Annotated in this window: 15 protein-coding genes and 2 pseudogenes; 6 read left to right on the top strand and 11 right to left on the bottom strand. The window is 69.9% G+C overall.

Annotated features, from left to right (window positions below; translation table 11 throughout):
• Positions 1-33 precede the first annotated feature (33 nt).
• From ACWGKQ_RS40890 to ACWGKQ_RS40875, 4 genes and pseudogenes are all read left to right on the top strand, one after another.
• On the top strand, positions 34-4059 hold the full coding sequence (locus ACWGKQ_RS40890; protein WP_453297139.1) for an SGNH/GDSL hydrolase family protein: 4026 nt from the start codon (positions 34-36) through the stop codon (positions 4057-4059).
• The gene (locus ACWGKQ_RS40885; protein ID WP_453297138.1) at positions 4056-4871 is read left to right on the top strand and encodes a hypothetical protein; all 816 of its coding nucleotides are present in this window, start codon (positions 4056-4058) and stop codon (positions 4869-4871) included. Before ACWGKQ_RS40890 ends, ACWGKQ_RS40885 begins: the two co-directional genes overlap by 4 nt.
• Before the next feature lie 8 nt (positions 4872-4879).
• Positions 4880-5287, top strand: coding sequence for an SgcJ/EcaC family oxidoreductase (locus ACWGKQ_RS40880; RefSeq protein WP_453297137.1), 408 nt, complete (start codon positions 4880-4882; stop codon positions 5285-5287).
• Positions 5288-5331: 44 nt separating this feature from the next.
• Positions 5332-5796, top strand: a pseudogene (locus ACWGKQ_RS40875) (hypothetical protein); the annotation flags it as partial.
• A gap of 117 nt (positions 5797-5913) precedes the next feature.
• On the opposite strand, the pseudogene ACWGKQ_RS40870 reads toward ACWGKQ_RS40875, so the two are convergent.
• Positions 5914-6078, bottom strand: a pseudogene (locus ACWGKQ_RS40870) (pirin family protein); the annotation flags it as partial.
• A gap of 95 nt (positions 6079-6173) precedes the next feature.
• Here ACWGKQ_RS40870 and ACWGKQ_RS40865 point away from each other — a divergent pair.
• A complete protein-coding gene (locus ACWGKQ_RS40865) occupies positions 6174-7328 on the top strand; it encodes a tyrosine-type recombinase/integrase (RefSeq protein WP_453297136.1) in 1155 nt (384 codons plus the stop codon).
• Positions 7329-7382: 54 nt separating this feature from the next.
• Here ACWGKQ_RS40865 and ACWGKQ_RS40860 read toward each other — a convergent pair whose 3' ends face one another.
• The 10 genes from ACWGKQ_RS40860 to ACWGKQ_RS40815 form a co-directional block, all read right to left on the bottom strand.
• Complete coding sequence (locus ACWGKQ_RS40860; RefSeq protein WP_453297135.1) at positions 7383-7568, bottom strand: hypothetical protein; 186 nt, start codon at positions 7566-7568, stop codon at positions 7383-7385.
• Positions 7569-7840: 272 nt separating this feature from the next.
• Entirely contained in the window at positions 7841-8821 is a 981-nt protein-coding gene (locus tag ACWGKQ_RS40855; RefSeq protein WP_453297134.1) for an Acg family FMN-binding oxidoreductase, read from the bottom strand.
• Positions 8822-8983: 162 nt separating this feature from the next.
• Positions 8984-9226: an SHOCT domain-containing protein gene (locus ACWGKQ_RS40850; protein WP_453297133.1), complete on the bottom strand. Its 243-nt coding sequence runs from the start codon at positions 9224-9226 to the stop codon at positions 8984-8986.
• Positions 9227-9525: 299 nt separating this feature from the next.
• Entirely contained in the window at positions 9526-9978 is a 453-nt protein-coding gene (locus ACWGKQ_RS40845; RefSeq protein WP_453297132.1) for an OsmC family protein, read from the bottom strand.
• Positions 9979-10242: 264 nt separating this feature from the next.
• Positions 10243-10899 (bottom strand): potassium channel family protein, encoded by a 657-nt coding sequence (locus tag ACWGKQ_RS40840; protein ID WP_453297131.1) that lies wholly within the window; start codon positions 10897-10899, stop codon positions 10243-10245.
• Positions 10896-11555 (bottom strand): potassium channel family protein, encoded by a 660-nt coding sequence (locus tag ACWGKQ_RS40835; protein ID WP_453297130.1) that lies wholly within the window; start codon positions 11553-11555, stop codon positions 10896-10898. The genes ACWGKQ_RS40840 and ACWGKQ_RS40835 overlap by 4 nt, the downstream gene beginning before the upstream one ends.
• The gene (locus ACWGKQ_RS40830; protein ID WP_453297129.1) at positions 11552-14380 is read right to left on the bottom strand and encodes a cation-translocating P-type ATPase; all 2829 of its coding nucleotides are present in this window, start codon (positions 14378-14380) and stop codon (positions 11552-11554) included. The genes ACWGKQ_RS40835 and ACWGKQ_RS40830 overlap by 4 nt, the downstream gene beginning before the upstream one ends.
• Before the next feature lie 321 nt (positions 14381-14701).
• Positions 14702-15403, bottom strand: coding sequence for a response regulator (locus ACWGKQ_RS40825; RefSeq protein WP_453297128.1), 702 nt, complete (start codon positions 15401-15403; stop codon positions 14702-14704).
• A gap of 122 nt (positions 15404-15525) precedes the next feature.
• Positions 15526-16230, bottom strand: coding sequence for a CBS domain-containing protein (locus ACWGKQ_RS40820; protein WP_316781540.1), 705 nt, complete (start codon positions 16228-16230; stop codon positions 15526-15528).
• Between the two features lie 30 nt (positions 16231-16260).
• Positions 16261-16725, bottom strand: coding sequence for a Crp/Fnr family transcriptional regulator (locus ACWGKQ_RS40815; RefSeq protein ID WP_453297127.1), 465 nt, complete (start codon positions 16723-16725; stop codon positions 16261-16263).
• 518 nt (positions 16726-17243) lie between these two features.
• Here ACWGKQ_RS40815 and ACWGKQ_RS40810 point away from each other — a divergent pair.
• A partial coding sequence (locus tag ACWGKQ_RS40810; RefSeq protein WP_453297157.1) for an amino acid permease occupies positions 17244-17805 on the top strand: 562 nt, incomplete at its 3' end.

Here is a 17805-nt window from a genome sequence, read left to right as displayed (position 1 = left end):
AGACGGAGACGCAGGGCACGCACAGCCATCGCCTTGGCGGCCGCCGCACTGGTGGTCACCGGCCTGATACCAGCCGCCGCGCCGGCACTTGCCGCCGAGTCGGAAGCGGCACCGACTCCCGAACCCTCCACCGGGTCCGCGCCGTCGTCCCAGGTCGAAAATCCCGGCAAGAAGCTCGGGACGGGCTGGAAGACGTCCAAGGACCGGGCGGTGACGAGCGCGGCCGACACCGACGGCCTGAAGATCCTGGTGGCCGACTCGTCGAGGGCCTACGCCTGGAAGACCGCCGCCTCGTTGTCGGAGCCGGGGATGCCGGCGGACACCTGGATCGGCAACCAGTGCGTCATGGACGCGGATCACATCGCCGCCGTGTACGCGCCCCGCTCGTTCACCAACGAGCCCGACCTGATGCAGGGCGGCGCGTTCGCCGCCATCGTCGACTCGGCCACCGGCCAGGTGGTGAAACTGCCGTTCACCGCATCGCTCGCCTACTTCGACCCGTCCTGCAACACGGTCACGCACACGGCCGCGTTCACCGCCTTCCGGGACATGAACGATCCGGCGAAGACGAGGACCCGGGTGGTGACCGTCAACACGGCGGGAAAAACGATGGGTTCGGCGGCGACGGCGGGCGAGATCACCGGCGCGGTACCGGTCGAGGACGGCGCGATCGGCGGACGCGGGCGCGCCCTGGTCCACATCGACAAGGCAGGCAAGGTGACGACGCTCGCCGCGGCCGACAGCGTCCCGTTCGACATCCGGCCGACCATGAACGGGCAGGTCGCCTTCCTCGACCGCGAGGGCGACTCCACCGTGCACGCCGAACTCTGGCCCGGGAGCGGCGAGCCCTCCGTGATCGCCTCAGGCAAGCTCGGCGACGTGGACCTGCGCCAGGGCGCCGGGGGCCGGGTGTTCCTCACCGGGACACCCTCCGACACACACCTGAAGGACACGCACGTCACACTCCTCGACGCGCCCGCCGACACGGACGTCTCCACACTGGGGCGCCTCGCCGTCGACCCCGTGCTCACCCCCGGAGTCCGCCGCGGCCTGGCCCAGATCAAGGACGCGGGCCAGAACTTCACCACGAGCAGTCCCGGGCCGGAGAGCACCACGGTGGGCACACCTGACACGGTGGCCGCCGACGAGCCGACCACTGTGACGTCCACCGCCACCACCACCGGAGAGAAGATCAGCCAGTCGGTGCCGCAGACCGCGGCTGCCGGGGGCAGCACCTCCATGTCCCCCGCCCTCACCGGCACCGCCGCCCCCACCGTCGCTCTCGCACCCGCCGACACCGACCCCCGCGCCCACGACCCGGTCGACACCGACCGCTGGTGCTCGGTGCCTCGCAACGATGTCGACTCCCAGGCCCTGCAGCCCACCCCGAACCAGGTCGAGTGGGCCGTCGACATGGCCGTACGCGGAGACCTGCGGGCGAGCTATCTCACCCAGGGCGGCTGGCGCGACCAGATCGGACTGAGCACCATCGACCCCCAGGGCCTCTTCCCCCTCCCCGCGCTGACCGGCGGCGGCCGTATCCCGGCGAACGTGCTGCTCGGAGTGATGGCGCAGGAATCGAACCTGTGGCAGGCCGAACCGGGCTCGATCCCCGGCCAGATGGGCAACCCGCTGGCCTCCTACGCCGGTTTCTACGGCCACTCGGGCGACGACCCCGCCGACTACTGGCAGATCGACTGGGCGAACTCCGACTGCGGTTACGGCGTCGGCCAGGTCACCGACGGCATGCGGCTCGCGGGGTACGAGAAGGCGGGCGAGACCGCACTGCCCGCGACCACCCAGCGCGCGGTCGCCCTGGACTACACCGTGAACGTCGCCGCCTCCCTGTACATCCTCGCGGACAAGTGGAACGAGCTCCACGAGCCGGACCAGACGATCACCGTCAACAACGACGACCCGGCCAAGCCCGAGAACTGGTTCGCCGCGCTATGGAACTACAACCTCGGCTTCAACGAGAAGGCGGACGACGGCACCAACGGCAACTGGGGCCTGGGCTGGTACAACAACCCCGCCAACCCGGTGTATCCCCCGTCCCGTTCGGCCTTCATGAACACCGACGTCGACCCGCTGGCCGTCAAGGACGCCGCGCATCCCCAGGACTGGCCGTACGAGGAGAAGGTGGAGGGCTGGGCCGCCTGGTCCATCGACACCGGCTACTCCTACGCCACCTCGGGCCGGCAGGACTGGCCGGGCGAGTCCGGGTTCTCGTCCGCCGGCTTCCGCCCCGCCTACTGGAACGGCACGGCCGACGCCTACACGGTCCCGGGCAGCGCGACGTACAACCGCGCGCACGCCACGCCGCCGCTCGACACGTTCTGCAACACCGCGAACAACTGCGACGCCGCGAACCCGCCGGACTGCCCCGACGCGGGCTGCTACACCCAGTACTGGTGGCACGAGTCCAACGCCACCTGGAAGGGCGACTGCGCCACCACCTGCGGCTTCGAGAACATCAAGTACCTGACCCTGGTCGCCGAGCCCGGCCGCGGCACCCGGCTCCAGTACGGCACCCCGATCTGCACCGACGACGGTCTGCCCGCGGGCGCGCTGATCGTGAACTCCGTACCCGACAACACGAACACCTACAGCTCGTGCGGTACGACCGGCACCGACGACGGGAGCTTCGAGTTCACGTTCAACTCCAACGGCACGTCCGGTCCCGGCCTCGGGCAGTACGAGGCCAAGGGGGACCTCTACCAGATAGGCGGCGGGTATGGCGGCCACTTCTGGTACGCCCACACCCGCAACTCCAGCCACCTCGGCGGTGATGGCGGGGCCATGACGGTGAAGGGAACCTGGACTCTCGGCCAGAACCTGGACGGCTGGACTCGGGTGTTCGTGCAGTTGCCCGACACCGGCGCTCACACCCAGCAGGCGCACTACATCATCCACGGGGTGGACGGCGGCGACCGGGACCGCTACCTCAACACCCACTACGGTGCCAACACCTGGGCCGAACTCGGCGTCTACCACTTCACCGGGACGCCCCAGGTGGAACTGTCGAACACCGCCGACGACGGCACCGGCGACGAGGACGTGGCGTTCACCTCGGTCGCCTTCCAGGAGCTTCCTGGAAAGCCGCAGCACATGGTCGTCGCCATGGGCGACTCCTACACCTCCGGCGAGGGCGCCGGGGACTACTCCAGCGAGTCCGACACCTCCCACGGCACCGTCGAGTGGAACGCCTGCCGGCGCGGCGCCAACGGCTGGAGCCGCAAGATTCTCCTGCCCTTCCAGGCCACCCCCCTCGGCGACCTCTCCGACACCCACTCCACGGTCGCCGACCTGCAGAACGTCAGTTGCTCCGGAGCCGCCACCTGGAACGTGCGGGGCAAGGACATCACCCAGAACGACGCGGAGGTGCACCCCTCCGCCTGGGACGACCCGAGCCAGCCGCAGACCCAGGGCCAGTTCCACGAGGTCGCACAGATCGACTCGGGCGTCCTCAGCGACGACACCACCCTGGTGATGCTCACCATCGGCGGGAACGACGGCGGACTCTTCACCGACGCCATCACCGACTGCTACATCGTCGGTGTGTGCGACAAGGACGACTACACGGCCAGGCTGAACACGGCTGTCGAGGCGACCGGGAGACTTCTCGACGAGATCAGCCAGAAGGCTCCCAACGCGCAGATCGTCCTCATGGGCTACCCTCACATCGTCGCCGACGAACCTTGTCTGACCGCCGACTTCGACACGTTGAACGCCCTTGCCGACGAAGTGCGGGACCAGCAGGCAGCCAAGGTCGCCGAACTGAAGAGCCAAGGGGTCAAGGTGGCGTTCGCCGACCCGATCAGCGCCTTCCAGGGGCATGGGATCTGCGACAGCGACGAGTGGATCAACCGCATCGTGGCCGGCCCGAACGGCGACGGCGACTACCACTCGGGCGATCCGGCCAACCCGGTGCCGTGCATTCCGCTCACGGGTATCTGCGCCAGCCTGGAGTCGTTCCACCCCAAGGACCGGGGCACCACGGCCTATGCCGAGGTGATGGACCAGACCCTCGCCGACATCGGATACACGGGCAGCCAGTGACACACACCACCACTTCCACGCCGGTCACGGGGCGGGGCTCCCGCGCCGTGACCGGCGGCTGCCTGGCCGTGCTGGTCGCCCTGGTCCTCGTCCTCGGGACCGTCCTCGCCTGGACGGCGTACGCGTTCCACCGGGCCGGCGCCGACAACGCGGACCGCCGGACGCAAGCACAGGCCGCGGTGGAGCGGCAGGCACGGCAGGCCGCGTCGGCGACCGTCCGCGCGCTGACCGCGGCGCGGACATCCGCCGACGGCCCGACGGCGGATGACATCGTGTTGCGCGACGGAAGAGACCCGGACTCCGGCGGCAGCGCGGTGGCGCCGGATCTCGGGTACGACCGGGGCACAGGCCGGCTGACCGTCGTCACGCCGTTCTCCAGCGGGTACGAGGTGCGTCCCGCCCTGTGGGGAGCCGTCCGCACGGAGTCGGAGACACGCTGCTACGCCCTGGCCTTCTGGCGCGACACGGATGGCTGGCGGGCCGACGTCACCGCTCGGTCCGAGGCGGACTGCGGGCGGCGGCAGCCGGTCACCGACGCCGCCCAGGCCGCCCAGGACGCCCTGCGCACCCTCGTCCGACCGGGCGTGACCCACTCGGAGGTCCAGCAGCTCCTCGCGTCGGCCGGCAGCGCCTCCGACCACCACGCCTACGACGTGATCACCGTGACCGGCCAGGGCACGGACGTCACCGTCACCGCCCTCGTGCACGCCTCCGGGCAGCAGCAGTGCTACCGGTTCGTCCGGAACACCGATTCCCAGGACAGCGACTCCGTCACCACCCTCCCGGTGGCCGGCGCGCACTGCGAGGGCTGAGCGAGCTGATGACTGCCACGAGTGACGACACGGTCGAGGAATTCCTCGAGCGGATCCGGGCTGCCTGGGACGCGGGGGACGCGACCGGCTACGCGGCACGGTTCGCGGAGAACGCCTCATATGTGATCTTCATGGGGGACGCCATGTTCGGGCGCGCCGCCATCGAGCAGACGCATCACGAGGTGTTCACCCGGTGGCAGAAGGGCACACGCCTGGCGGTCAGGCCGATCGATGTGCGGATGCCGAACGAGTCCACGGCGGTGGTGACCACCGTCGGCGGCATCGGCAAGGGCGACCGGATCGACTTCGACAAGTTCCAGACCTTCACGCTGCACCGCCGCGAGAGGCGCTGGGAGTGCGTGGCGTTCCAGAACACGAAGATGAGCCGTCGATCCAAGCGCGCCTACCGCTCCTGACGGCTTCATCGGCCGTTGGAGGCGCGTTTCTCGGTAATAAGTGCTCCTCCCGGGCGATCGACCGCAAGTGCACCGACGGAGTGGCGTTCCGGTTCCTGGCCGCGGACCAGTACCCCGACTACTCCAACGCCCCCAAGGACAAGGCGATGTGCTACGGCCGCTTGGTGGACAAGGAGGAATGGATCAAGGCCGAGATCGCCCGTCTGGAGGCGACAGCCGCCGCCCTGCCGGCCGAAGCCGAGGATCACGGATTCGGGCTCGACGGCAAGGACACCGACCCGCCTGCCGAACTCGACCGGCGCGACACGCGCCTGGCCGGGCTGCAGGCCGCTCGCGCCCCCAAGCAGGCGCTGGTCGGCGCCGGGTGCTGCTCTCAGACGAGCCTCGAAGCCGCCAGGGACCGGCAACTGGCCTGCGGCACGGACACCTTCACGGCCACCGGCCGACTCACCCACGACGAGTCACTCCTAGAGAGCGCAGCCCTCCCGAAAGATTTGACTATTCGTCAGTAAAGTCGCCTTTGAGTCAGCATCAGTCCGATCAAATGCTCACGCTGTCTTGATGAATCGGGCGGGGCGTGTTTCGCCTCGCCCGGTGTTGAGTGTGCGCGTTCGTGAAGTGCCGGATCAGCGCACTCTTCCCCGCGGTTTCAGTGGCACCGGCGGCAGTTCCGGCGCCGGGAGGGGTGCTCCGTCGTAGCCCTTCACTTCCCCAAATCGCGACCCGTTGGTCCAGTCCTCGCGAGCCTGTTTTATGTCGTCCTGGGTGCGCCCGATGAAGTTCCACCACATACCACGGATTCGGCGGTTCTTCCCAGGTCAGAGATATCGACCACCCTCGGGCGTCAGCAAAAGGTCAGCATCGGACGCCGAGGAGTCACCACCACATGGCAGCACGCGCCCTCGCCCGCGGCATGGGCACCTTCTTCAAGGACTGCGAGCACCCTGAGTCCCGCTGGTCGAAGTGCCCGCACGAGTACAAGATCCGGTACCGCAGTGCGGCGGGCAGGCAGGCGGAGGAGTCCGGTTTCGGGACCCAGGACAAGGCCATCGCGCGTTTGACGGAGGTCTACAACCAGAAGAAGGCGGCGCCGCAGTCCCAGTCGAAGGCGGAGCGGATCCAGAAGTACGGGAAGATGCGGTTCGAGGAGTACGCCGAGGAGTGGAAGGCCGGCCAACGGCACTTGGCTGCCTCATCTGTACGGCACCTCGACTCGCTCCTGGAGCACCACCTCTACCCGGCCCTCGGCAGTCGGCGGATGAACTCCTTCGACCACAAGGTGGTCGACGGCTTCATCCGCACCATGGAACGCAACGGTGTGGGTCTGGCCACCCAGTCCAACGCGTTCGACAAGCTGCGCGCGGTCCTCCTCGACGGGCAGCGGCTTGGCCTCTTCTCCGACAACCCGCTGGACGGCGTCAAGCCGCCGCAGTATGACCCGGCCCGGGCGGTGATCCCGTCCCTCGAACAGCTTCGAGCGATACGGACCGCAGGTGATGACGCCTTCATGCTGGTCGTCGACCTGATGAGCGGCTGCGGTCTGCGGAATGGCGAGGCGTTCGCGGTGAACCTGAACAACATCGTGGCCGATGACGTGTATCGGATCACCGAACAGGTGGTGCTGTCCACGCGCCGGTACGGGCCGCTCAAGCATCGCAAGGTGGGGGAGTACCGCGACGTGCCGCTTCCTGCACGGATCAGGGAGACGATCCAGTGGTACGCCGAGAAATACGGCACGGTCGACGGCTACCTGCTGCGGCAGGAGACCGACCCTCGCAAGCCTTATCCGCATTGGGGAATGGACAACCAGTGGCGACGGATCAGGGCATCGGGACAGGTGGACATCCCGGAAGGAATGGTCCTGTACAGCAACCGCCACTTCTACGCGTCGAACTGCCTGAGCCACGGCATCCCCATCACGGACGTCGCTGAGTGGATGGGGCACAAGAGCGTCGGCGTCACGTTCAAGATCTACCGGCATCTGCTGCCGGGATCGATCGGCAAGGCGGCGCAGGTCCTGAACATGGCACTCGCGGCCTGACGCGGCGGGCGATTCCCGGCAGTGTAGGCGGCCGGGAATCCAGAGTGGAGCAGCTCAGCCGAGCTTCTGCTGGCGAGCCCAAGCCTGTACATCTGCGATCTTGAACTGCAGCTTTGCGCTACGGCCGTTCCCGAACTTGTAGGGGACAAGTCCGAGCTTAGGAGCGTCTCGGTACACCCAAGTGATCGACATGTTCAGATACTCAGCGGTCTGCTTGGCGTTCATGAACTGGGTAGGCATGCAGGATCCTCAAGCGAGCTTGGGCTGACAAGGCCCCTGAGTCTCAGCTGCAGACCACGGTTTGCCGGGGCGGTGGATGAGTGGTAGCGAAAGGCTTCCTCGTGATCTCCGAGTGCTGGCATCTGAGCCCATGGCTTCGCGGGGGGCGCCGTGCGGCAGCGGCTGCGGTCATCGGCGCCGTGGAGTTTGTCGCACACGGGCTGCCACCAGAAACAATGCCGGCCTGGCCGAGCAGGCCGTCCGCGAAGGTCAGCTGGGTTCCACGAGTGCACTCACCCGATGTCCAGCACCTCGTGCACGGGGCGCCGCGGTGTCCCTGGGCCCGCAGGGCCGTATCCGAGGCGGAGGACCATCTGGACGTATCCCATCGCCGACTGAGGATCGCGCACGGTCCAGCGGAGTTCGGGCCGTTCGAGGGCCTGGGAGGTGAGTGAGGTGGCCAGCCCGTCGAGGGTGGCTTGGAGCAGGACCCGCTCCATCGCCTGGCCTGCAACCAGCCAGTCTCTCGGCCGGTCGCGGGTGGTGCCCAGCAGGGCGAGCTGAGGCGTGTTTTCGAATGTTGCCGCCTCGCGGCCGGGCACGGGGATCCTGCCGACGAAGTCACGCACGGGAGCCTCGCCGGCACGCCTGCGCGGGCCGAAGGCGTACTCCGGTACGCCGTCACTCCCCGCCTCCGCGGTGGCACGGGTCCACTGTTCCAGTTCGTCCGCGGCGGCGGGGTCCGTGGCATCGCGCCCCTCGGCGTCGTGGACGAGGTCCAGCAGCGTCCGCACATGCCAGAGCTCGGGGAAGGACAGTCGTGCACCTTCGAGCAGGGCGGCCGCACTCAGGGAGTCCTTGATCGCCTGCGGTATTTCCTCCTCGGTGAACGGGTGACGGCTGGTGTGCCGGCGGTGGATCGCCGGGTACAGCGGTGCGAGGTCGTTGTCGGAAGGCGCCGGGTCTGTCAGGCGTACCACCGCGAGGAGGCGCGGATCGGCCGGATCAGGCAGCAGGTCGACCGCCGTCTCCCAGCCGGCGTGCGCGGCGGCGACGCGCAGGTTGAACAGGGCGGCGGCGCAGCCCAGGTGAAGGGCGCGGGTGGTCGGGTCGGCATGCGGCATGGCGCGTTCCAGATCCGAGCGCAACCGGAAAGTGCTGTCGCCGCGGCGGAAGCTGAATTTCCACGGTTGCGCGTTGTGCATGGACGGAGCGGCTGCGGCGTTTTCGACCAGGGCCGTCACGGTCCGCGTATCGAGTGTGTGTACGAACACTGGATCTGCCTCTCTCCCAGGCCGACCGGGCGTTCACGGGAAGGCGACTCCCGTCTCCTCCACGATTTCACGGAGGACCGGGTTCGCCCAGCCGAGGAGGTCCGAGGATGAGCTGTTGCGCCCCTGCGAGGGGCTTCCTGGGCGGGGTGCACCCGGACGTGGTCAGCTCTTGCTGAGACGGAGGCAGTCGTCGGCGCGCAGGACTGCCAGGCGGCGTCGGTATTCGTCCTCGTCGATCTCCCCGCGGGCGAAGCGTTCGGCGAGGAGTCGCTCGGGCGTCGGCCCGGTCGGCGGAGCGGTGGCGGGCGCCCCGCTGCCGGCCGACCGGGAAAGTGCCCCGAACAGCAGGACACCGACGGCGACCAGTGCGGCCCAGAAGAGGACCATGCCGGCCGACATGGCCATCCAGCTCCATACACCGGGGTCATGCCCATACCAGAGCATCACGGTCACTCACTTCCTCGCGGCTACAGGACGAGGGTCTTCTCGTCCGTGGTTCCCCGCGGTCCTTGTGTCTCCCCTGCAGGGTGGGCCCCGTCCGCCTGCCCGTCATGGGCCGGAGGGGCCCTTCCGCCCCGGGACGTTGGTCCTCGGCGCCCAAGGTCGTCCCGCACCATGGAGGGGAGCAGCGCCCCCGGACCGGCCGCGGTCGTCTCGTCCGCGGTGCGGGTGCGGCCGGAGCTCGGAGCGGGTGCCCGGCGTACTCATGCCTCCAGCCCGATGTCGATCACGGGTGGCTCGTGCAGCGTGTTGTGGACGGTGCAGTGCGCGGCGACCGCGAGCATCGCTGCATGGCGTTCGGCGGACAGCGCGGGCGGCGGGACGATGACCAGGCGTACGGACGCGACCCGGGCCGGGCGGTCCGCGGCCATGGTGAACTCCGTACGGACCTGCAGTCCGGCGCGGGGCAGTCCGTGGCGCTGGAGGTAGCGGCCTGCGTAGAAGGCGACGCAGGTGGCGAGGGACGCGGCGAACAACTCGACAGGGGTCGGCGCGGTGTCCGTCCCGCCCGCGTCCGTGGGCTGGTCGACCAGGATGCGATGACCTCGGATGTCCACTGCGAATGCGTCACCGTCGACGTGTGCGACGTCCAGTCGGTGCACGTCCCCCTCCGGCGCCGGGCGCACGGTCGGAGTCCTCGATGCTGTGCTGGTCATGGCGGGCCTCCCTCGACGACGGGTCCTGCCGGCGATTTCCAGTGCAGCGCGGGCGGAAGGGCGGATCGAGAGGCCGATCGGGTGCGTACGGGGCCGGTCGGCCCTTTTTGTGACCGGCATGACGCGGAACCGTGCCGAAGAGGGGGCTTGCGGACCCGCGACAATCCTTTCCCGGCGCCTGTGCTCCGTGGCGGGGAAGCACCGGCAGCAGTCGGCTGTCCGTCCTGGTCAGGCGTTCGTGAGCGGGCGCCCGGAGCGCGGTCGTCACTGGAAGGCGGCGTGGATCTCCCGTTCGGTGGCGGCGTGGGAGACGATGAGGAGTTCGTCGCCGGGCTGGAGCCGCATCTCGGGGGCCGGGACGGTGGGCTGGCCGTCGCGGATGACGGTTGCGATGACGGCGCCCGTGGGCAGGCGGATCCCGGCGAGCGTACGGCCCACGGCGCTGGATTCCGGCGTGATGGCCGTCTCGATGACGTCGACGCCCGCCTTGCTCAGCCGCAGCAGGGCGACGGTGTCGGTGGCGCCGGTGGCCTCCTCGATGAGGGAGATCAGGGGGGTGGCCGCGGGGACCGCGGTGTCCACCCCCCAGCTCTGGTCGAACAGCCAGGTGTTCTCCGCGTCGTTGACACGGGCCGCGACGCGCGGAACGGTGAATTGCCGCTTGGCCAGGAGGCTGATGACGAGGTTGTCCTCGTCCTCGCCGGTGGCCGCGACGACCAGGTCGGCGGTGAGTGCCCCGGCCTCCTCCAGGAAGGCCGGTTCGCAGGCGTCCCCGGCCAGCAGGCGCACGGGGAGATGGCCTTCGAGTTCGGCGACGCGGTCCTCGTCGACGTCGACGAGGGTGACGTCGTTGTGGGCGGCGGCGAGGACCTGGGCGATCTGGGTGCCCAGGCGCCCGGCGCCGGCGATGAGAGCCCTCATGTCCCCAACTCTCTGTCCAGGAAGCCGCGCAACCGCCCGAGTGCGGTGGCGGCGACGGCGAAGGTGACCAGGTCTCCCGGCTCGGCCGGGGTGTCGCGGCCGGGCACGAGCGAGCGACCCGCGCGGGTGACCTCCACGACACGGATCTCTCCGTCGACGTCGCATTCGGTCAGGCGCCGCCCGGTGAGATGGTCGGGCAGCTGCGAACGGACCAGTAGCGTCTCGCCGTTGCCGAAGGTGAGTTCGGGCGTGAGATGGCGGTGCAGCAGCGCCCGGTGGATCTCGTGCACCGTCCAGCGGACACTGGCGACGGTGGGGATGCCGAGGTCGCGGTAGATGTCGGCGCGGCGGGGGTCGTAGATACGGGCGAGGACGATCGGCACCCGGTACGAGTCCTTGGCCGTCCGTGCGCTGACGATGTTGCTGTTGTCGCCCGAGGTGACGGCGACGAACGCGTCCGCGTGCTCGATTCCGGCTGCTTCGAGCGCGGTTCGGCTGTATGCGTTGCCCTCGTGGAACTGCCCCGGGAACCCGGTGGGAAGGTGTCGGCGGGTCCGGGCGGACCGGTCGACGATCCGCACGTCATGGCCTTCGGTGACGAGCCGGGCCGCGAGTGTGGAGCCCACCCGGCCGCAGCCCGCGATGATCACTCTCATCGTGCTTCTCCTTTCGGACGGGTCGCCCTGGGGCGCCGCAGCCACCACTTGCGGGCTTCCTCCGCGGCCAGCAGCAGCGCGCCGAAGGCCGCGAGGACCGCCCAGTCGGACGCGGCCAGCGGAGCGGTGCCGAAGAGGGACTGGAGCGGGGGCAGGTAGCTGATTGCCGCCATCAGGGCGATGCCGAAGCCGCCGGCGGCCAGCAGCCACGGGTTGGACAGCAGACCGACGTGAAACACGCTCTGCCGGTCGGTGCGCACCGCGAGTGCGTTGAAGAACTGGCTGACCACGATGCCTGCCTGGACCATGGTGATCGCTTCCCGGTAGACGAGGTCGTGCTTGGTGAAGTCCGAGTACGGGATTCCGGAGGCGTGGATGTGCCAGAAGAACACGGCTGTCACGCCCAGGGCCTGAATGCCGCCGAGGAAGAGGATGCGTCCCATCACGGCGGTCGAGAAGAGCCGCTCGCGCCGGGAGCGCGGGGGGCGGTCCATGACGTCGGATTCCGGTGGCTCGGCGCCGAGCGCGAGCGCGGGCAGGACGTCGGAGCCGAGGTCGATGGCGAGGATCTGCACCGCGCTGATCGGCACCAGGGGGAACCCGGCGAAGGTCGCGGCCAGGATGGGGACGAGCTCGGCGATGTTGTGGCTGAACAGGTAGATAAGGAACTTGCGGATGTTCTGGTAGACGGACCGGCCGAGCCTGACCGCCGCGGCGATGGAGGCGAACGAGTCGTCCAGCAGAACCATCACCGCGGCCTCCCGGGCGACGTCGGTGCCCGAGGCGCCCATGGCGACACCGATGTCGGCGTGTTTGAGAGCGGGCGCGTCGTTGGCGCCGTCGCCGGTCACGGCGACGACCTCGCCGCGCCGCTGCAAGGCGGTGACCACGCGCATCTTGTGTTCCGGGCTGACCCGGCACATCAGGAGCTCGTCGGGAACAGCCAGCAGCCGGTCCAGGGCGTCGTCGTCCAGGGCGTCGAGCCGGTCACCGGTCACCACGGTCGGTGCGGGCCCGGTGACGATACCCACCCGGCGGGCGACGGCCTCCGCCGTCAGCGGGTGGTCGCCGGTGACCATGACGATACGGATGCCGGCCCGTCGGCACGCGGCGACCGCGCCGCTGACCTCGGGCCGTGGCGGGTCGAGCATGCCCACGAGCCCCAGGAGCGTCAGCTCCGACTCCGCTTCCTCCTGAGCCGGGCGGGGGCCCGACACCGGGCGCCACGCCGCGGCCAGCACGCGCAGCCCCTGCGACGCCAGCTCGTCGTTCGCGGCGATGACAGCGGCACGGAGTCCCTCGTTCAGCGGGCGCTGCTCCCCGTCCCAGTCGATCGTCGTGCAGCGGGCGAGCAGCTCCTGCGGCGCGCCCTTGACGCAGGCGCGGTAGCCGCCGTCGGCATCACCGTGCACCGTGCTCATCAGCTTGCGGACGGAGTCGAAAGGGTACTCCGCCACCCGCGGGGCAGCGGCCTCCTCCGCGGCACGGTCGAGTCCCGCCTTGGCCGCCGCCACGAGCAGCGCGCCTTCGGTGGTGTCGCCGAGCACCCGCCAGCCCCGGTGCTCCGCCGGGGCGGACGTCCCGCCGTCGGCCGAGGGCGGGAGGAGCCGGGCGTTGGAGCACAGCGCGGACGTCCGCAGCAGGTCCCGCACCGGCCGGGGGTCGGCCACGTCGCCCTCGGGCGCGTACCCCACCCCGGACACCGGGTGCCGCACGCCGCCGGCCCACGCCTGTACCACGGTCATCTCGGCCTGGGTGAGCGTTCCGGTCTTGTCCGTGCACACGACAGTGGTGGACCCCAGCGCCTCCACGGCGAGCAGCTGTTTGACCAGCGCGTGCCGACGGGCCATACGTCGTACGCCGATCGCCAGCGAGACGGACAGCGTCGCGGGCAGACCCTCCGGCACGAGGGCGACCATCACTCCCAGGGAGAACACGAAGGTCTCGACGAACGGCTGCCCGGCAGGCAGCCGCACCGCGAACAGGGCGGCTCCGATCGCCAGCGCCGCCCCCGCCACCCGCCGGGCCATCGAGGCCACCTGGAGCTGCAGCGGCGTCTTCTGGCGCGTCGCCGAGGAGGTGAGCCGGAAGATCCCGCCGAACTCGGTCGCCGCGCCGATGGCGAACACCACGGCCTTCGCGGAGCCCGCCACGACGTCGGTGCCCATGAACAGGCAGTTGCGCGTCTCCAGCACCGGCCCGGCGGGCACGGGGTCGGCGGTACGGGCGACGGCGTCGCTCTCCCCGGTCAGCGCCGCGTTGTTGACGGAGACCTCGTGTGCCTCGACGAGGCGGCAGTCCGCCGGCACCGCGTCCCCGGCCTCCAGGACGATGACGTCCCCGGGGACGAGGTCCCGCGCGGGCAGCTCCTGCCGCTCCCCGTCGCGCAGCACCCGGCAGGTGTGCGGCACCATCGCCTGCAGGGACTCCGCCGTTCGCTCCGCGGAGTACTCCTGGGCGAAGCCGATGCCCGCGTTCAGTACGACCACACCCGCGATCGCCGCGGCCAGTTGCAGGGTGCCCACCTCGCGAGGCTCCTGGAGCCCGTAGGCCAGGAAAGTGATCGCCGACGCGACGAGCAGGACGACCGCGAAGAGATCAGTGAACTGTCCGGCCAGCTCTCGCCACAGGCTCCTGCGCCGCGCGGGAGGCAGTTCGTTGGGCCCGAACCGGGCCTGGCGCGCGGCCGCGTCCGCCGAGGTGAGGCCGCGAGCGGAGGCGTCCAGCGCGGTGAACACCTCCCGCGTCGCCAGCGTCTGAATCGAGGAGCCAGGTGTCTGGGACGGGAGCGTCTGCTCCTCGCCCCCGGTCGCGGTCGTCACCACGGAAACTCCGGTGTCCACGGCCGAGCGGCTCGGCCACTGTACGAACCGGGCCGCCGGCGCGGGCGCTGTCCTCGAACCGCCCCGGGGGAGCGGGACCCACTCATGACCGACACCTCCTGTGATGGACGCCGTGATCGTGTTTGCCTGCCCGGCGGGAGCAGTGCGTGGGCGGGGTATCGCCCGCCCTGCCGTATTCGGTGTGGCCGTCCGGGCACGCTCCAGTGTCCCGCCGGCCGAACGGCCGACCGCCGGGTTCGGGAATGTGCGCACGTCGCCCCAGCGACGCTCCCGGCCGGGCCGTTCCAGACGGCCCGGCGTGTCTCACCTCGCCGGGCGTTCGCCGGCCTCCGGCTGTTCCAGGTGGGAGGCGAGGACGGCGGCCTGGACCCGGCGCTGTACGCCCAGCTTGGCCAGCAGCCGGGAGATGTGGTTCTTGACGGTCTTCTCCGACAGGTAGAGCCGCTTGCCGATCTCGCGGTTGGTCAGCCCGTCGCCGATCAGCGCGAGGATGTCCCGCTCACGAGGTGAGAGGCCGGCGATCTCCGACGGCACGGCGGGGCTGTCCGCGGGTTCCGCCCGCAGCGAGCGCATCAGGCGGGCCGTGGTGGCGGGATCCAGCATCGACTGGCCCGAGGCCACCGTACGCACCGCGGAGACCAGGTCGGAGCCCTTGATCTGCTTGAGGACATAGCCCGACGCCCCAGCCATGATCGCGTCGAGCAGGGCCTCCTCGTCGTCGAACGAGGTCAGCATGAGGCAGGCCAGCTCCGGCATCTGGTCGCGCAGCTCCCGGCAGACCGTGATGCCGTTGCCGTCCGGCAGCCGTACGTCCAGGACGGCGACGTCGGGGCGCAGCGCCGGGCCTCGCGCGAGCGCGTGGTCGACGGTGCCGGCGTCGCCGACAACGGAGATGTCCGGCTCGGATTCGAGCAGATCGGCCAGGCCACGGCGGACGACCTCATGGTCGTCGAGCAGAAACACGCGAATCGGGTTCTGCTCGCTGAAAGTGCGTGACTCCGGCATGGTGACCTCTCGTTCCCCGACGGAGGACAGACTCTGGGCTGTCCTTGTCGCCGATCATCACGCGCCCGGATCGAATGTGCTAGGGCCGACCGGCCCAACCCGCCCGGAGTGTCCCCGCGGGTTCACTCGGAGCCGACGGTCCCGGCGCCGTCCGAGGGAGTCTCCTTCGGCTCGGCCGGACCGCCGCGGCGCGCGAGGTCGAAGTCCACGTCCACGACGCCCTCGACGGCGCGGACCAGCCGTGCCGCCACCGGTACCAGAGAGGTGTCCCGGGCCCGGCCGACGAGCTTCACGCGGCCGTCCGACACCTCCACGCGCACGTTCGACTCCGGCGTGGGGAACAGATAGGAGACGACCTCGCGCCGAACCTCTTCGGCGATCTCCTCGTCGGTGCGGAGGAAGACCTTGAGAAGGTCGGCACGGCTGACGACGCCTTCGAGCATGCCCACGGCATCCACCACGGGAAGCCGCTTGACCTTCGCCCGGGCCATGGTCCGGGCGGCCTGGGCGAGCGTGGCGTCGGGGTGGACGGTGAGGGCGGGGGAGGTCATGAGTTCCTCCGCGGTCACCGCGCCGGCCTTCCTCAGATCGGAGAGACGACGCAGTTGCGTGTACCTGTCGGGGTCGCTGTCGCGGAACTCCTCCTTGTGCAGCAGATCGGCCTCGGAGACGACGCCGACGACGCGGTTCTCGCCCTCGACGACGGGCAGGGCGCTGACCTTCCAGTCCTGCATCAGCCGCACGATCTCCTTGAAGGTCGCTTCGCGACCGACCGCGGCGACCGTGTGGGTCATGACATCGCTGACGATGTGCGGCGTGCCGTGCATGGTCACTCCTTCGTCCTGTGCCGGGGCGGGTCAGACAGCGCTGCCGGCGCCGTGCGGGGCGTACAGGTCCACAAGCCGCGTCCTGGCTGCGCGGAGACGGTGAGCGAGCACCTGACCGACCCACTGGCTGACGTCGTTGCCCAGCGCCGGGTCGTCCTGGCACATGGACCGGACGGCCGCGCCGTCGAACTCGTAGGCCCGTACGGGTGTGGTCGTCTCGGCGCCCAGGTGCCAGAAGTGCGGAGCGAAGAGCCAGGACCAGCCGACCAGTTCGTTGTGCCCGAGGTTCTCGACCGCGGCCGTGCGGTGACCGGGCACCCGCAGGTCGAGTTCGATGCTGCCGGTGCGGATGATCCAGAAGCGGTCGGCGCGTCCGCCCTCCTCGAACAGGCGGGTCCCCTGCGGGAGAGACACCTCGCGGGCGACGCGCATGAGCCGCTCGCGGTGTTCGGCGGACAGCGAGAGCGCCATGGTGGGGGTGGGCGAAGCGGTCATGGCCTGCCTCCGGGCAGATGTGTGAACTTCCGGAGCCAGCGTGTGGCCGTGCCTCCAAGCAGGCCATGGGCCGCTCGGTCCACTGATCGGTCTGTTCGGTACCGCAGAGGGAATTTCGGTGCGGCGCCGAAGTACGCCGCCAGGGGCGGTGCGCCTGTCTTCCGGCCCCGCGGCGGGGGCGACGGCTGATCGTCTTCTGGTCGCGGGATCTTGAGCCGCCGAAGCCCGCGGGTGCTGACGACCCCTCAGAGCGGCCCACACGACCCGCGGCCAAGGCCGGTTGGGCTGCACGGACCTTCGAGACCGGGACCTTCGGGAACCGCGCGGGACCGTATGGCCGCTGCCCCGATCCGGCATGGCGCAGAAGCATCGTCCCGTGGCCGCGGCATTCGCAGCGACCTGCATCCACCGCATCTCCAGCGACTTGCACAAGGAGCACAGCCATGTCCAGAACCACGACCAGTGGTGAGCGAGCGGCGCCCAAGGCCGCTCTCGGGCTGCCCGCCGCGTCCGCACTCGTGATCGGCAGCATCATCGGTACCGGAGTCTTCGCCCTGCCCTCGGCCCTCGCCTCCTACGGGCCGATCTCCCTGGTCGCCTTCGCCGCCGTGACCCTGGGCGCGCTGGCGCTCGCGTCGACCTTCGGTTCCCTGTCGAAGCGGGTCCCGGCGAGCGGCGGACCGTACGTCTACGCCCGGGAGGCCTTCGGCGAGTTCGCGGGCTTCCTGAACGCCTGGTCCTACTGGATCACCGCATGGGCCGGCAACGCGGCGATCGTCGTGGCGTGGGTCGGCTACGTCGAGGTCTTCGTGAACACCGGCCACAAGACGTGGATCTCCGTGGCCCTCGCGCTGGTCGGACTCTGGATACCCGCGGCGATCAACCTCACCGGGGTCCGCAACATCGGCGCGTTCCAGGTGATCACGACCGCGCTGAAGTTCATTCCGTTGATCTTCATGGCCAGCATCGGGCTGTTCTTCATCGACCCCGACAACTTCGGTGCCTTCAACGCCAGCGGCCAGTCGGCGCTGGGCGCGATCTCCGCGGCGGGGGCCATCGCCCTGTTCAGCTACCTCGGGC

It is taken from the genome of Streptomyces sp. NPDC054770 (assembly GCF_053611985.1).
The sequence above is the reverse complement of the archived record's forward strand: the minus strand, read 5'-3'. Positions and strand labels throughout refer to the sequence as shown.

What these genes read in the sequence shown, in the direction of transcription:
- ACWGKQ_RS40880 (WP_453297137.1), top strand. Translation starts at nt 4,880, where the DNA reads ATGACTGCCACGAGTGACGACACGGTCGAGGAATTCCTCGAGCGGATC.
- ACWGKQ_RS40865 (WP_453297136.1), top strand. Translation starts at nt 6,174, where the DNA reads ATGGCAGCACGCGCCCTCGCCCGCGGCATGGGCACCTTCTTCAAGGAC.
- ACWGKQ_RS40860 (WP_453297135.1), bottom strand. Translation starts at nt 7,568, where the DNA reads ATGCCTACCCAGTTCATGAACGCCAAGCAGACCGCTGAGTATCTGAAC.
- ACWGKQ_RS40850 (WP_453297133.1), bottom strand. Translation starts at nt 9,226, where the DNA reads ATGGCCATGTCGGCCGGCATGGTCCTCTTCTGGGCCGCACTGGTCGCC.
- ACWGKQ_RS40845 (WP_453297132.1), bottom strand. Translation starts at nt 9,978, where the DNA reads ATGACCAGCACAGCATCGAGGACTCCGACCGTGCGCCCGGCGCCGGAG.
- ACWGKQ_RS40840 (WP_453297131.1), bottom strand. Translation starts at nt 10,899, where the DNA reads ATGAGGGCTCTCATCGCCGGCGCCGGGCGCCTGGGCACCCAGATCGCC.
- ACWGKQ_RS40835 (WP_453297130.1), bottom strand. Translation starts at nt 11,555, where the DNA reads ATGAGAGTGATCATCGCGGGCTGCGGCCGGGTGGGCTCCACACTCGCG.
- ACWGKQ_RS40825 (WP_453297128.1), bottom strand. Translation starts at nt 15,403, where the DNA reads ATGCCGGAGTCACGCACTTTCAGCGAGCAGAACCCGATTCGCGTGTTT.
- ACWGKQ_RS40820 (WP_316781540.1), bottom strand. Translation starts at nt 16,230, where the DNA reads ATGCACGGCACGCCGCACATCGTCAGCGATGTCATGACCCACACGGTC.
- ACWGKQ_RS40815 (WP_453297127.1), bottom strand. Translation starts at nt 16,725, where the DNA reads ATGACCGCTTCGCCCACCCCCACCATGGCGCTCTCGCTGTCCGCCGAA.